Below are 13,148 nucleotides of genomic sequence, written 5' to 3' on the forward strand. Positions count from 1 at the left end.
GGACCATCCCGGAACGACAGAAACTAGTAAATCGACGGCTCGCCGATCGGCGCGCCGAAATCAGTTTCGAGGAAGTCGAAGTCGCAGCCGTCATTGGCCTGCTTGATGTGCTTGGTGAACATCCAGCCATAGCCGCGCTCGAAGCGGCCCTCGGGCTGCTTCCAGGCGGCGCGGCGCCTTTCGAGCTCGGCCTCCGACACGTCGAGATTGATGGTGCGGGCGGCGACGTCGAGCGTGATGCGGTCGCCGTTCCGCACCAAGGCCAGCGGCCCGCCGACATAGGATTCGGGGGCGACGTGCAAAATGCAGGCGCCGTAGCTGGTGCCGCTCATGCGCGCATCCGAGATTCGCACCATGTCGCGCACGCCCTGCTTCACGAGCTTGGTCGGGATCGGCAGCATGCCCCATTCCGGCATGCCCGGCCCGCCCTGCGGCCCCGCATTGCGCAAAATGAGAATGTGGTCCTCGGTGACGTCAAGATCGGGATTGTCGACGGCCTTCTTCATCGCGGGATAATCGTCGAACACCAGCGCCGGGCCGGTGTGCTTGAGGAAGCGCGGCGCGCAGGCGCTCGGCTTGATGACGCAGCCGTCGGGCGCGAGATTGCCCTTGAGCACGGCGAGTGCGCCCTCCTTGTAGATGGGATTGTCGATCGAGCGGATCACGTCGTCATTATGCACCTCGGCGTGCGCGATGTTCTCGCCCAGCGTCTGGCCGGTGACGGTGATGCAGTCGAGGTGCAAATGCGGCTTGATCTGACCCATCAGCGCCGGCAGCCCGCCGGCATAGAAGAAGTCCTCCATCAGATAGGCATCGCCGCTGGGCCGCACATTGGCGATGACGGGCACCCTGCGGCTTGCGATCTCGAAATCGTCGAGGCCGATGTCGAGACCGGCGCGGCGAGCCTGCGCGATCAGATGGATGATCGCATTGGTCGAACAGCCCATCGCCATCGCCACCGCGATCGCGTTCTCGAACGCCTTGCGGGTCTGGATCGTCTTCGGCGTCAGATCCTCCCAGACCATCTCGACGATGCGGCGGCCGCATTCCGAGGCCATGCGGATATGGTTGGCATCAGCGGCGGGAATCGAGGAGGCGCCCGGCAGCGTCATGCCGATCGCCTCGGCAATCGCCGTCATGGTGGAAGCCGTGCCCATGGTCATGCAGGTGCCGTAGCTGCGCGCAATGCCGGCTTCGATGTCGAGCCAGTCCTTGTCGGAAATCTTGCCGGCGCGCCGCTCGTCCCAGTATTTCCAGCCGTCCGAGCCCGAGCCGAGCGTCTTGCCCTTCCAATTGCCGCGCAGCATCGGGCCTGCCGGCAGATAGATCGCCGGAATGTTCATCGAGGTGGCGCCCAGCAGCAGCGCGGGCGTGGTCTTGTCGCAGCCGCCCATCAGCACCACGCCGTCGACGGGATGGCTGCGCAGCAGTTCCTCGGCGTCCATCGCCAGCAGATTGCGATAGAGCATCGTGGTCGGCTTGAGCAGCGATTCCGACAGCGACAGCGCCGGCAGCTCCAGCGGCAGGCCGCCGGCCATCAGGATGCCGCGCTTGACGTCGTCGACGCGCGACTTGAAGTGCATATGGCAGGGCTGCGCGTCCGACCAGGTGTTGAGGATCGCGATGATCGGGCGGTCCTTCCACTCCTCCGGCGCGTAGCCCATCTGCATGGTGCGGGAGCGATGGCCGAACGAGCGGAGATCGTCAGGCGCGAACCAGCGCGCGCTGCGGAGCTGGTCGGGCGTAATTTTCTTCTTGGTCATGATTGGGTGCCCCATTTCTGGACGGTGTTCCGCTCGATGGCGCGGAAGATCAGGTTCTCGACAAACAACCCGATGATAATCACCGTCAAGAGGCCTGCGAAGACGGCAGGTATGTCGAGCAGATTACGGTTTTCGAAGATGAACCAGCCGAGCCCGCCCTGCCCCGACGATACGCCGAACACCAGCTCGGCCGCGATCAGCGTGCGCCAGGCGAAGGCCCAGCCGATCTTGAGACCGGTAAGGATCGAGCCGAAGGCCGCGGGAATGAGGATTTTCGCCACGTAGGGCAGCCCGCGCAGGCCGTAATTGCGGCCGACCATGCGCAGCGTGTTGGACACGCTCTTGAAGCCGGAATGGGTGTTGAGCGCGACCGGCCACAGCACCGAATGGATCAGCACGAAGACGAGGCTGCCGTTGCCGAGACCGAACCAGATCAAAGCGAGCGGCAACAGCGCGATCGCCGGCAGCGGATTGAACATCGCCGTAACAGTCTCGAGGAAGTCGGTGCCGATGCGCGTCGAGATCGCGAGCACGGTGAAGATCGCGGCGAGCACGATGCCGGCCGAATAGCCCATGAACAGCACCTTCAGCGAGGCCCAGGCCCGCATCGGAATCGTGCCGTCCTTCACGCGGTCGAACAGCGTGACGATGGTGTCGTGCATCGTCGGAAACAGCAGCGGATTGTCGAGGGTGAGGCCGTAGGCCTCCCAGACCGCGGCCAGGAACAGGATGATCGCGGTCTTGCGGACAAAACCATCGTTCCACAACAGCTCAAGCACGCTCAGCTTGCGCTCGACCTCGACTGTGCCGCCGGCGACCGGCGCGTCACGCAGCAATATTCTGGCTTCGCCCATGGCGGCTCCCTCAATGCGCCGTTGCTTCGGAGGCGAACAGGAGATTGTGAATCTCCTTCTCCAGCCGGCCGGCACTGCCATCGTCATTGGAGACCTTGTCGACGTCGACCACTTCGGCCTTGACGCGGCCGGGATGCGGCGACAGCAGCAAGATGCGGTTGCCGATGCGGATCGCTTCCGCGATCGAATGCGTCACGAACAGCACGGTGAATTTGGTCTCGCTCCAGAGCTGGAGCAACTCGTCCTGGCAGGTCCGGCGCGTCAGCGCATCGAGCGCCGCAAACGGCTCGTCCATCAGCAGGATATCGGGCTCCATCGCCATGCCGCGCGCGATCGCGACGCGCTGCTTCATGCCGCCGGACAGCGTGTGCGGATAGGCATCGGCCACGCGTGTCAGCCCGACCTTCTCGATATAGGCCCGCGCCCGCACTTCGGCGTCCTTGCGGGACAGTTTTCGCGCGGTCAGCAGCGGGAACATCACGTTGGCGAGCACGCTCTTCCAGGGCAGGAGCTGGTCGAACTCCTGGAAGATCATCATGCGATCAGCGCCGGGACCGTGGATCTCGCGGTCGTTGATGGTCATGCGGCCCTCGCTCGGCGCCATATAGCCGCCGACAGCCTTGAGCAGGGTCGACTTGCCGCAGCCGGACGGCCCGAGCAGCACGAAGCGATCGGACCTGTCGACGGTGAAGCTCACCCTTTCCGTGGCGGTGACGACGGCGCTGGAGGTCTTGTAGCGCAGCGTCACGGAGCTGACGTCGAGCAGCGCCATCAGTTGCCCTTCAGATCGTGGGCGACGGGGAGATAGTAATCGGTCCAGGCCTTGGGCTGAGTCTTCAGCGTGCCGGTCTTGAACAGATGGGCGGCGAATTTCATCGTGCCTTGCGGTTCGAGATTCCACTCCATCATGCCGGGCTCCTTGAGGAGATCGAGCAGCTCTTCCACCGAGGTCTTGTCGCCGGTGATCTCCTTGTAGATCTCGACCGCCTGTCTGGTGTCGCTGCGGATCAGATCCTGCGCTTCCTTGGTCGCATCGCGCACGGCCTGGATGATTTTCGGGTTGGCATCGGCGAACTTCGTGGTGGTGAAGAACTGCGCCTGGCTGAGCGGGCCGCCCATCACGTCGGGCGACGACAACACGACATGCGCGCCCGGCACGTTCTTCAGCTCGAGGAAGGTGAACGGCGGAATCGAGAAGTGGGTGTGCACCTCGTGCTTGGAGTTGGACAGCGCCGCATAGGCGTCGGGATGGCCGAGCTGGACCGTGTTGGCATCCAGCTTCGACCACTGGTCGGCACCAAAGGCCTCGGCGGCGGCGATCTGAAGCACGATCGCCTGGGTCGAGACTTTTACGGTCGGCACGGCGATCTTGTCGCTGGGACCGAAATCCTTGATCGACTTGATGTTGGCGTCGCGGCTGATCAGCGTCATCGGCTGCGCCGAGGTCGCGACGATGCCCTTGACGCCGCCGCGGGTGCGGTCCCACAGCAGCAGCAGATTGCCGGTGCCGGTGTTGAGGATGTCGACGCCGCCCGCGAGCAGCGCATCGGTCTGCGCACCGCCGCCGGAGAAGGTGACCCATTTGGTGGTGACACCCGCTACCCCGAGCTGAGCTGCGTGCTTCTCGATCAGCTTCTGCTTTTCCATGATGTGGCTCGGCATGTAGAAAATGCCGGGCTGCCGCGACAGCGAGATCTCGGACTTTTGCTGCGCCTTCGCGGGCGAGGCCGTCAGCGCCGTTGCGGCGATCAGGGCGATGGCTGTGAGGCCACACTGCAATTGCTTGATCATTGTTGTTCGTTTCCTCCGGTCGCCATTGACGAGCGATCTCACTGATGCACTAATGCATTAGTGTATCAAAGGCAAGGCCGGCCGGAGCCCTTCGCATGGAAACAGCCCACCCCGCGCCCCGCGCGGCCGCCCGCCCCGGCGCGCGGCTCGACCGGGCCCGGCAGGCCGCCCCGCAAGTGTTCGAGCGGCTGCGCAACGCCATTCTCGCGCTGGAACTGCCGCCGGGCTCGCCGCTGTCGCGCACAGATCTCGCCGCACAATTCGGCGTCAGCTCGACGCCGATCCGCGACGCCTTGATGCGGCTGGAGGAAGAAGGGCTGGTCGACGTGTTTCCGCAGCACGCGACCGTCGTCAGCCGAGTCGATGTCGGCCGCGCCGAGCAGGCCCATTTCCTGCGCCAGGCGCTCGAGCTCGAAATCGTCCGGCTGCTCGCGGAGCAGCACGGCGAAGCCCTGGTCATACGCCTCGACCACACGATCGCGCTCCAGCAACAATTCGCCAAGGCCGGAGACTTCGAGAGCTTCATCGCCGGCGACAATGATTTTCACGCGCAGCTTTATGAAGCGGCCGGCAAGCAGGAGCTCTGGACGCTGGTGCGCAGCCGCAGCGGACATATCGACCGGTTGCGCCGGCTGCATCTGCCCTCACCCGGCAAGGCCCAGAACATCGTCCGCCATCACAAGCTGATCACGCGCGCGATCGAGGACGGCGACGCCGATGCCGCGCAACAGCATCTGCGCAAGCACCTGTCCGGCACGCTGAGCGAGCTCGACACGATCCGAAGCCACTATCCGGAATACCTGACCGACTAGGCATAGGGCGCGCGGTTGTCGCGAGCGCTTATGCACGTAACCGTGCATAAGTTGGCGCGCCGAGTTCGCCTTTTGCGAGCAATCGTCGGATCGCCCGCGAAGTGCTTGCAGGCCGGAGGCAATCCGCGCAACAATTTCGGCGTTGATGGTTTGATTTGCGGTCGCTGGGAAGTCCCATCCGACCCGGAGGATACCAGACGTGGCCAACATCCTGATCGTGGATGACGACCCGGCCGTGCAGATGACGATCCGGCTGCTCCTGGAGCGGACCGGTCATCACGTCACCGTCGCCGGAGACGGCCGCAAGGGGCTTGCGCTGTTCGAGGCCAGCCAGTTCGACCTGCTGTTTCTCGACATCTTCATGCCCGGCATGGACGGTCTGGAGACGATGCGCCACATCCGGGCGCTGCAGCCGGCGATTCCGATCGTCGTCATTTCCGGCCGCTCGCTCACGCCGACGCCTATGCAGAGCCGGATTTCCTCAAGATGGCGACCAAGCTCGGCGCGGTGGCGAGCTTGCAGAAGCCGTTCCGGGCCGACGCACTGCTCGCCGCGGTCGATGGCTGCCTGGACGCGGCGCGGACGACATCGGTGGGGAATCCGAATGTCAGCACCGGCCGCCGATGACAAAGACCTTCATTCTGTTCCAAGCGAGCACGGGCGCGGCCATTCGGGAAGCGGTGCAAATATCCCCATGACGCTCGCCACGCGGCTCGCCATCGCGATGATCCTGCTGGTGGCGGTCACCGTGGCCGCAGTCGGCTGGCTCGGCTATCGCAACATCACCCAGGCCGTCATTCCGCGGGTCCTGGAACGGATCGAAGCCCAGTCGAGCCTGCTGGCCACCCATCTTGAATCCTACGTTGCCGGCGCTCGCGGCGATCTGCTCGGTTATCGCTCCGCCGCAGCCATCAATGGCCTGATCCGCGCCCATATCGGCGGAGGCATCGACGCTCTCGACGGCGTTTCGGAGCAAACCTGGCGCGAGCGCATCGCAGCGCGGCTCGCAGCCGAGATCGACGCGAAACCGAGCTACGGGCAATTTCGAATCATCGGCCTTGACGACGACCAGCGCGAACTGGTCCGCGTCGATCGCGCCGGCCCGAACGGAGCAGCACGGATTGTCCCCAACGGCGAACTCGAGAGCAAGAGCGAACGAACCTACTTCCAGGAGACGATTCGCTTGGCGCCGGGCGACATCTATGTTTCGCCCGTCGATCTCGCCACCCGGCAGGGAGGAACCACGGACCCTCACATTCCGACGTTGCGGGTCGCGACGCCGCTGTTCACGCCGGACGGCAAGCCGTTCGGCATCGTCATCGCCAATATCGACATGCGTCCGGCGCTCGACCGCGTCCGCTCGACCGCGAGCGCAGGGGGAGAGATCTATGTCGTGAATTCGCGTGGTGACTATCTCGTCCATCCCGATCGCGCGCGGGAATTCGGTGCATTGCATGGCAACGCCAACGATTGGCGCCGTGACTTTCCTTTCTTTGCAGCCCGGGCCGGCCTGCCGCAAGGATCCACGCAGCTTCTGAGCGACCGGTCGGGCCGGCCGAGTGGAGCGGCGATCGCACCGGCGCTGCTTGCCGGCAAGGAGTGGCTGGCAATCATCGAGACGGTCCCCCCAACCGTGTTCAGCCGCGTTCCGGCGGCGATTCAAAAGACCTCCACGCTGGTCGGCCTGCTTGCCGTCCTTGCCGCAGCTTTACTTGCGGTGCTGCTGGCGCGCTCATTGACGCGGCCGATTGGGCGTCTGACCGCCGCGGTGGAGGCGATCGGCAGCGGACGGCGCGCCGACATTCCCGTCGATGCGAGCGGCGAGACAGGCGTGCTGGCGCGGGCATTCGCCCAAATGGTCGAGGAAACGCGAGCGAAGACGGCCGCTCTTGAACGCGAGATCGAAGAGCATCGCCGCACCGAGGCCGCGCGAAGCCATCATGAAGCGCGCGAGCGCCTGTTCAGCGCCGCCGTCGAGTCCTCCGACGACGCGATCGTGATGCAATCGCTCGACGCCATCATCACCGGCTGGAATGCTGCCGCCGAGCGCCTCTACGGCTATTCGGCGAATGAGGCGATCGGGAAATCCACCTCGATCATCGTCCCGCCCGACCGACGCGCGCAAGGCAAGGACTTTTTGCAGCGGATCGCCGGAGGTGAACCGATCGAACGCTTCGAGACGGTGCGCCTACGCAAGGATGGCACGCCGGTCGAAATCTCACTCAGCCTGTCGCCGATCAGGGGCCCGTCGGGCGAGATCGTGGGCGCCTCCGGCACCGCGCACAGCCTCACCGAGGCGCGGCGGGCCGAGCGGGCGCTGCAGCAGCAGCTCGAGGAACGGCGACAGCTCTTCGAGACCTCGCAGGATCTGATCATGGTGATGGACGCACGCGGCCACATCGTGCAGATCAGTCCGAGCAGCGAGGCCATTCTCGGCTACCGGCCGGAGCAGATGATCGGCCGCAGCGGCGTCGATTTCATTCATCCCGCCCATCTCGACCAGTCGCGCGACGAGATGCGCGCGCTGCGGCGCGGCGAACGTCCCAGGCTCGCCGACACCCGCTGCTTCCACAGGAACGGCCACGAGGTCTGGCTGTCCTGGCTCGGCAGCTGGTCCGCCGAGGCCAAGCGCTTCTTCTTTGTCGGGCGTGACATGACGGAGGCCCGGCTCGCGCAGGAATCCCTGCGCGAGAGCGAACGGCTCGCCCGCAACATCGTCGAGACCTCACTCGACGCCTTCGTCCAGACCGACGAGACGGGCGGCATCCTGAACTGGAATTCGCAGGCCGAACAACTCTTCGGCTGGCACCGCGACGAGGTGCTCGGCAAGAGCACGATTGAGCTGATCGTTGCCGAGAGCGAACGCGAAAGGGTCAGGACGGGCCTGAAGCATTTCCTGGAAAACGAGGACGGCAGGACGCTGAACCGCCGCCGCGAGCTCATGTGCCGCCGCCGCGACGGCAAGGAATTCAAGGCCGAGCTGAGCGTCACCGCACTGAAGCGCCGCGAGGGCCTGCTGTTCAACGTGTTCTATCGCGACCTTACCGACAAGATCGCGGCCGAGGAGCGCATCCGCCATGCCGAGAAGATGGAGGCGGTCGGCCAGCTCACCGGCGGCGTGGCGCACGACTTCAACAACATCCTCACCGTCATCACCGGAACGATCGAGATCCTGGCCGACGCGGTGGCCAAGGAACCGGAGCTCGCGGCGATCACCAAGATGATCGACGAGGCCGCCGGGCGTGGCGCCGAGCTGACGCAGCATCTGCTGGCGTTTGCGCGCAAGCAGCCGCTCCAGCCGCGCGAGATCGACATCAACGCGCTGATCATCGACACCGCGAAACTATTGCGGCCGACGCTGGGCGAGCAGATCCATATCGAATCGGTGTTCGAGGACGAGAACTGCGTCGCGATCGTCGATCCGAGCCAGCTCACCACCGCGATGCTCAACCTCGCGCTCAATGCCCGCGACGCCATGCCCGGCGGCGGCAAGCTGATCGTGGAAACGGGCGCTGCCTATCTCGACGAGGTCTATGCCAGCGTCAACGACGTCCCGCCGGGACACTACGTGCTGATCGCCGTGAGCGACACCGGCAGCGGAATTCCCGCCAACATGCTGCCAAGGGTGTTCGACCCCTTCTTCACCTCGAAGGGACCGGGCAAGGGCACCGGACTCGGGCTTTCGATGGTCTACGGCTTCATCAAGCAGTCCGCGGGCCATATCAAGATCTACAGCGAGGAAGGCCACGGCACCACGATCAAGATGTACCTGCCGCCCGGCAAGACGCCGGCGGTGGTCGGCGAGGGCGTGACGCCGGCGACCATCGAGGGCGGGCACGAGACGATCCTGGTGGTCGAGGACGACCGGCTGGTGCGCGACTACGTGCTGGCGCAGCTACATTCGCTCGGTTACGTCACCTTGCAGGCTGCGAACGCCGCGGAGGCGCTCGCAATCGTCGCCGCCGGAAAATCGTTCGACCTCCTGTTCACCGACGTCATCATGCCCGGCAAGATGAACGGACGGCAGCTCGCCGACGAACTCCAGAGGACGCGTCCCGATCTCAGGGTGCTCTACACGTCCGGCTATACCGAGAACGCGATCATCCATCACGGCCGGCTGGATTCGGGCGTTCTGCTGCTGGCGAAGCCCTATCGCAAATCGGACCTGGCGCGGATCACCCGCAAGGCGCTGGACGGGTGATATGCAGATCTCGTGTCCGGGACGCACTGCAGCCTGCAACGCTGCCGTGCAGAGCCGGGACCCAGAACGTCAGCCATGAGATCGGAGAGATGGCCCCGGCTCGGCAGCGCATCATTGCATGATGCGCTGCGTCTTGGGATGCGTTGCGTCTTGGGCACGAAAGCGGAGCCAGCCTTACGACGCGCGCTGGGCCGCGGTCATCACGATCCGGATCAGATCGGCGGCATTGCGCGCACCGAGCTTCTTCATGATGTTGGCGCGGTGATCCTCGATGGTGCGCGGGCTGATGCCGAGCGTGCGGCCCGCCTCCTTGTTGGAGGCGCCGGCGGCGAACTGCTCGAGCACCTCGCGCTCCCTGCGCGTCAACGGCTCGCGTCCCGGGAAATGCAGCGAGCCGAACTTCGGCGCTGCGTTCTCCGACTGCCTGCGTGCATAGGCGCCGATCGCCTCGTCGAGCCGGCCGACGATCTCGCTGCCGCGGAACGGCTTCTCGATGAAGTCGAGCGCGCCGCTCTTGATGGCCCCCACCGCCATCGCGATATCGCCCTGTCCGGAGATCATGAAGATCGGTGCCGGATAGTCTTCGCCGTGCAGCTCCTTGAGAATGTCGAGGCCCGACTTGCCGGGAATGTGCACGTCGAGCAGGACCGCTGCAGGTGTGCGGCTTCGCGCGACGGAGAGCAATGCTGCGCCGTCCGCAAAACAGATCACCTCATAGCCCGCCGCCTTCAACACCATCGACAAGGTGTCGCGAACGGCAGCGTCGTCGTCGACCACGAAGATTTCACCGCGAGAGCTTTGTTCGGCCATGTGCCACACATCCGGTTGGCATGAAGGACTCGCGTCCGCGCCAACTGTTATGACGTTCGGCGCGGATTCGGCCCACCGTATTTGTACGGGACACGGACTTAACGCACAAGTAGCGGCGAGGCGCCTAATTGCAGAGGACGGAGAATATCCATGCTAAATTTGGCCGGTACGCCGCCCCTGGTCGCAATGCCCGAAGTCGAGAGCCGTGAGCTGATTGCGGCTGACCTTCGCATGCAGATCTCGCAGATCGAGACCAGCATGCGCCGGATCGCCACAGCCATGGATCGAGAACACGGGAGCGATCCGGAAGGTTCCGCCGACGTCTTCGTACTCGACGACGTCACACCCCGGTATGCCACGGCGCTCGCCGCTCTCGACGCCTGCCGGGCGGGCCTTGGCCACGCCCTGGAATGCCTGTCGGAAGCCGGCAGCACGGAGTAGATCGCGATCGCTGCGGCGCGGTGGCCGCATTTCATCGCATGGCAGGCCCGCGGCTCAGGCGCGGTGCCGCTCCACGATCGCGTCGGTGGCGACACCACCCCAGGTGTGGATCGCCGGGAGGCCCATTGCGGTCTTGCCGAGATTGGCGAGGCTGATACGCAACGCCGCCAGATCCAGCGGCTTGGGCAGGCTCTGGAGCTCGATCCCGACGGAACGGGCGAAGCTGCGGGCGGCGCTGCGGCGCTTGCCGTCCATGCCGCTGATGATGATCACGGCGCCACCGAATTTCGCCTTCGCCATCTCGCCCAGCACGTCGATGCCGTCGCCATCCTCCAGCACGAGATCGAGCGTCACGCAGTCGAAGCGCGCGGCGCGGAGCGCTTGGATCGCTTCCGCCACCGACGGCGCCACGGTGACTTCGTGGCCGGCCTGCCTGGCCGCGACCGTGATCAGGCTGCGCTGCGTGGCGTCGTCATCGACCACCAGGAGCTGAAGTGCGCGCCGCTCGGTGCCATCGGGCAGGTTTGACGGAAGGGGGGAGAGAGAGCTTCTGGGCATTGCCGTATCCTGAGATTGAGACCGGCAATGGATACACGGCTCGCGCTTAGGCGACGTAAAGCCGCGACGGCAAATTCAGTCGGAAGTTTCAGCAAATATGAACCAACGTCCAGCAAACGGCGACGCGACGCACGTGAAGATCACGCCGCCTCGTCACGGCCACCGGACGCGCGCTTCTTCCGGTTCTTGCCGCGCAGGAACTGGATGTCCATTTCGGCACCGTTGACGCGCACCAGCTCGCAGCGGCGGTAGGCGAGGCCGGTGGACGACAACAGCAGGAAGAATTCCTTCAGGTTCAGGCCCTGAATCGAGCCTTCCACCGTGAGGATGGCGTCGGTGTCGGAGATCGCGTTGAGCTTGCAGTCGCGGCGCCATGTGCCGTCGATCGCCATGATGCAGACATCATAGCCGCGACTGAACGTCACGCGTTCCGCGCCCTTGCCATCCTCGGCCATGCCTATCGTCCTGCCATGATCGCCATGCGCGGCGCTGCGCCGGCGAGAGCCGGCTTGGCGGCTGCGGCACGCGGGTCGTTCGGCTTGTAGAGGCCGCGCCGCTCCGGAATCGGCCTGAACGTGTCGGTTAGCCCGACCACCGTTTCGGCCGCGCCCAGCACCAGGAAGCCGTCTCCCTCGATCTGGCGCGCCAGGCGGTTGAAGATGTTGATCTTGGTGTCCTGGTCGAAATAGATCAGCACGTTGCGGCAGAAGATGACGTCGAAGGTGCCGAGCTGGGCGAAATCGTGCAGCAAATTGAGCTGCCGGTGCTGGATCATCGCCCGCAGCTCGGGATTGATCTGCCAGGTCTCGCCGGTCTGCTTGAAATATTTCATCAGCATCTGGATCGGCAGGCCGCGCTGCACTTCGAACTGGCTGTAGATGCCGGCCTTGGCCTTCTCGAGCACTTCCTGCGACAGGTCGGTCGCGATGATCTCGACGCGCCATCCGGTCAGGGCCGCACCCATCTCCTTCAGGCTCATCGCCAGCGAATAGGGCTCCTGCCCGGTCGAGCCGGCGGCGCACCAGATGCGCACGCTGCGGCGGCCGGCGCGGGCCTTGATGATCTCCGGCATGATGGTGTCGCGGAAATGATCGAACGGGACCTTGTCTCGGAAGAAGAAGGTCTCGTTGGTGGTCATCGCCTCGACCACGCTGGTGACGAGCGCGGCCGAGCCAGCACCTTGCAGCTTCTGCACGAGCTCGCCGATGCCGGAGAGCCCGGCCTTGCGCGCCAGCGGCAACAGCCGGCTTTCAATCAGATATTGCTTGTCTGCGGACAGATCGAGCCCGGAATGATCCCTCAGGAACTTGCGCAGATACTCATACTCGGTCGGGGTCACGGATGGCCTCTCGGAAGCTGTACTGGAACACTCTGGCTGGAACACTCCGCCAGACACTCAGACCATCGCTTGTCCGACCGGGATCAAGCCGACTTCGGCGAATTTGTCGGCGATAATGTCTTTGTCGAAGGGCTTCATGATGTACTCGTTGGCGCCGCCGCTGAGCGCCTGAGCGATATGAGCCACGTTGTTTTCGGTGGTGCAGAACACGACCTTGGGCTGGTCGCCGCCTGGCAGGCGGCGCATGTGACCCATGAACTCGAAGCCGTCCATCACCGGCATGTTCCAGTCCAGCAGCACCGCATCGGGCAGCTTGCGCTGGCAGACCTCGAGCGCTTTGGAGCCGTCCTCGGCCTCTGTGACTTCGAATTCCAGGCCTTCCAGGATCCGGCGTGCAATCTTGCGCACGACGCTGGAATCATCGACCACCAAACACGTCTTCATTTTGGTTCTCCGGCTTCGATGTTTTTGGGGCTCACGCAGCCATCTGCACTTCGGTTTTGAGCTCGAGGACGCGGTCGACGTCGAGGACGACCATGAGCTGGCCGTCGAGACGGTGGACACCGCCGGCAAGCTTGG

12 protein-coding genes and 1 pseudogene are annotated in these 13,148 nt (G+C 64.6%); 3 read left to right on the forward strand and 10 right to left on the reverse strand.

The features are described from left to right. Positions 1 to 23: 23 nt before the first annotated feature. Genes araD through JQ591_RS32095 form a run of 4 tightly spaced genes read right to left on the reverse strand, consistent with a single transcriptional unit; the run spans position 24 to position 4,408 of the window. Entirely contained in the window at positions 24 to 1,763 is a 1,740-nt protein-coding gene (gene araD / locus JQ591_RS32080) for an L-arabinonate dehydratase (RefSeq protein ID WP_211399967.1), read from the reverse strand. Then, a complete protein-coding gene (locus JQ591_RS32085) occupies positions 1,760 to 2,617 on the reverse strand; it encodes an ABC transporter permease (protein ID WP_211399968.1) in 858 nt (285 codons plus the stop codon). The genes araD and JQ591_RS32085 overlap by 4 nt, the downstream gene beginning before the upstream one ends. Before the next feature lie 10 nt (positions 2,618 to 2,627). Further along, positions 2,628 to 3,389: an ABC transporter ATP-binding protein gene (locus tag JQ591_RS32090; RefSeq protein WP_211399969.1), complete on the reverse strand. Its 762-nt coding sequence runs from the start codon at positions 3,387 to 3,389 to the stop codon at positions 2,628 to 2,630. Continuing rightward, positions 3,389 to 4,408, reverse strand: coding sequence for an ABC transporter substrate-binding protein (locus JQ591_RS32095; RefSeq protein WP_211399970.1), 1,020 nt, complete (start codon positions 4,406 to 4,408; stop codon positions 3,389 to 3,391). Before JQ591_RS32095 ends, JQ591_RS32090 begins: the two co-directional genes overlap by 1 nt. 95 nt (positions 4,409 to 4,503) lie before the next feature. On the opposite strand from JQ591_RS32095, the gene JQ591_RS32100 reads away from it, so the two are divergent. Then, positions 4,504 to 5,220 carry a GntR family transcriptional regulator gene (locus tag JQ591_RS32100; RefSeq protein WP_211399971.1) on the forward strand — a complete coding sequence of 239 codons (717 nt, stop codon included), beginning with the start codon at positions 4,504 to 4,506 and terminating at the stop codon, positions 5,218 to 5,220. A gap of 199 nt (positions 5,221 to 5,419) precedes the next feature. Next, on the forward strand, positions 5,420 to 9,421 hold the full coding sequence (locus JQ591_RS32110) for a PAS domain S-box protein (protein ID WP_349630423.1): 4,002 nt from the start codon (positions 5,420 to 5,422) through the stop codon (positions 9,419 to 9,421). Positions 9,422 to 9,595: 174 nt separating this feature from the next. On the opposite strand, the gene JQ591_RS32115 is transcribed toward JQ591_RS32110, so the two are convergent. Continuing rightward, on the reverse strand, positions 9,596 to 10,231 hold the full coding sequence (locus JQ591_RS32115; RefSeq protein WP_106946755.1) for a response regulator transcription factor: 636 nt from the start codon (positions 10,229 to 10,231) through the stop codon (positions 9,596 to 9,598). A gap of 150 nt (positions 10,232 to 10,381) precedes the next feature. On the opposite strand from JQ591_RS32115, the gene JQ591_RS32120 reads away from it, so the two are divergent. After that, the gene (locus JQ591_RS32120) at positions 10,382 to 10,672 is read left to right on the forward strand and encodes a hypothetical protein (protein ID WP_211399973.1); all 291 of its coding nucleotides are present in this window, start codon (positions 10,382 to 10,384) and stop codon (positions 10,670 to 10,672) included. Positions 10,673 to 10,726: 54 nt separating this feature from the next. Here JQ591_RS32120 and JQ591_RS32125 read toward each other — a convergent pair whose 3' ends face one another. The 5 genes and pseudogenes from JQ591_RS32125 to JQ591_RS35535 form a co-directional block, all read right to left on the reverse strand. Beyond that, entirely contained in the window at positions 10,727 to 11,230 is a 504-nt protein-coding gene (locus JQ591_RS32125) for a response regulator (RefSeq protein ID WP_211399974.1), read from the reverse strand. A 140-nt stretch (positions 11,231 to 11,370) separates the two neighbouring features. Beyond that, a complete protein-coding gene (locus tag JQ591_RS32130; RefSeq protein WP_211399975.1) occupies positions 11,371 to 11,685 on the reverse strand; it encodes a PilZ domain-containing protein in 315 nt (104 codons plus the stop codon). Positions 11,686 to 11,687: 2 nt separating this feature from the next. Beyond that, positions 11,688 to 12,569 (reverse strand): CheR family methyltransferase, encoded by an 882-nt coding sequence (locus JQ591_RS32135; protein ID WP_211399976.1) that lies wholly within the window; start codon positions 12,567 to 12,569, stop codon positions 11,688 to 11,690. Positions 12,570 to 12,626: 57 nt separating this feature from the next. Next, positions 12,627 to 13,013 carry a response regulator gene (locus tag JQ591_RS32140; RefSeq protein WP_027568377.1) on the reverse strand — a complete coding sequence of 129 codons (387 nt, stop codon included), beginning with the start codon at positions 13,011 to 13,013 and terminating at the stop codon, positions 12,627 to 12,629. A 31-nt stretch (positions 13,014 to 13,044) separates the two neighbouring features. Further along, positions 13,045 to 13,148 (reverse strand): annotated as a pseudogene (locus JQ591_RS35535) (chemotaxis protein CheW); the annotation flags it as partial.

The sequence above is a fragment of the Bradyrhizobium canariense genome (genome assembly GCF_018130465.1).
In the GTDB taxonomy this organism is placed as follows: Bacteria; Pseudomonadota; Alphaproteobacteria; order Rhizobiales; family Xanthobacteraceae; genus Bradyrhizobium; species Bradyrhizobium canariense_C.

Excerpts from the sequence above, each read along its gene's own strand:
- araD (WP_211399967.1), bottom strand. The coding sequence starts at position 1,763 with ATGACCAAGAAGAAAATTACGCCCGACCAGCTCCGCAGCGCGCGCTGG.
- JQ591_RS32085 (WP_211399968.1), bottom strand. The coding sequence starts at position 2,617 with ATGGGCGAAGCCAGAATATTGCTGCGTGACGCGCCGGTCGCCGGCGGC.
- JQ591_RS32090 (WP_211399969.1), bottom strand. The coding sequence starts at position 3,389 with ATGGCGCTGCTCGACGTCAGCTCCGTGACGCTGCGCTACAAGACCTCC.
- JQ591_RS32095 (WP_211399970.1), bottom strand. The coding sequence starts at position 4,408 with ATGATCAAGCAATTGCAGTGTGGCCTCACAGCCATCGCCCTGATCGCC.
- JQ591_RS32100 (WP_211399971.1), top strand. The coding sequence starts at position 4,504 with ATGGAAACAGCCCACCCCGCGCCCCGCGCGGCCGCCCGCCCCGGCGCG.
- JQ591_RS32115 (WP_106946755.1), bottom strand. The coding sequence starts at position 10,231 with ATGGCCGAACAAAGCTCTCGCGGTGAAATCTTCGTGGTCGACGACGAC.
- JQ591_RS32120 (WP_211399973.1), top strand. The coding sequence starts at position 10,382 with ATGCTAAATTTGGCCGGTACGCCGCCCCTGGTCGCAATGCCCGAAGTC.
- JQ591_RS32125 (WP_211399974.1), bottom strand. The coding sequence starts at position 11,230 with ATGCCCAGAAGCTCTCTCTCCCCCCTTCCGTCAAACCTGCCCGATGGC.
- JQ591_RS32130 (WP_211399975.1), bottom strand. The coding sequence starts at position 11,685 with ATGGCCGAGGATGGCAAGGGCGCGGAACGCGTGACGTTCAGTCGCGGC.
- JQ591_RS32140 (WP_027568377.1), bottom strand. The coding sequence starts at position 13,013 with ATGAAGACGTGTTTGGTGGTCGATGATTCCAGCGTCGTGCGCAAGATT.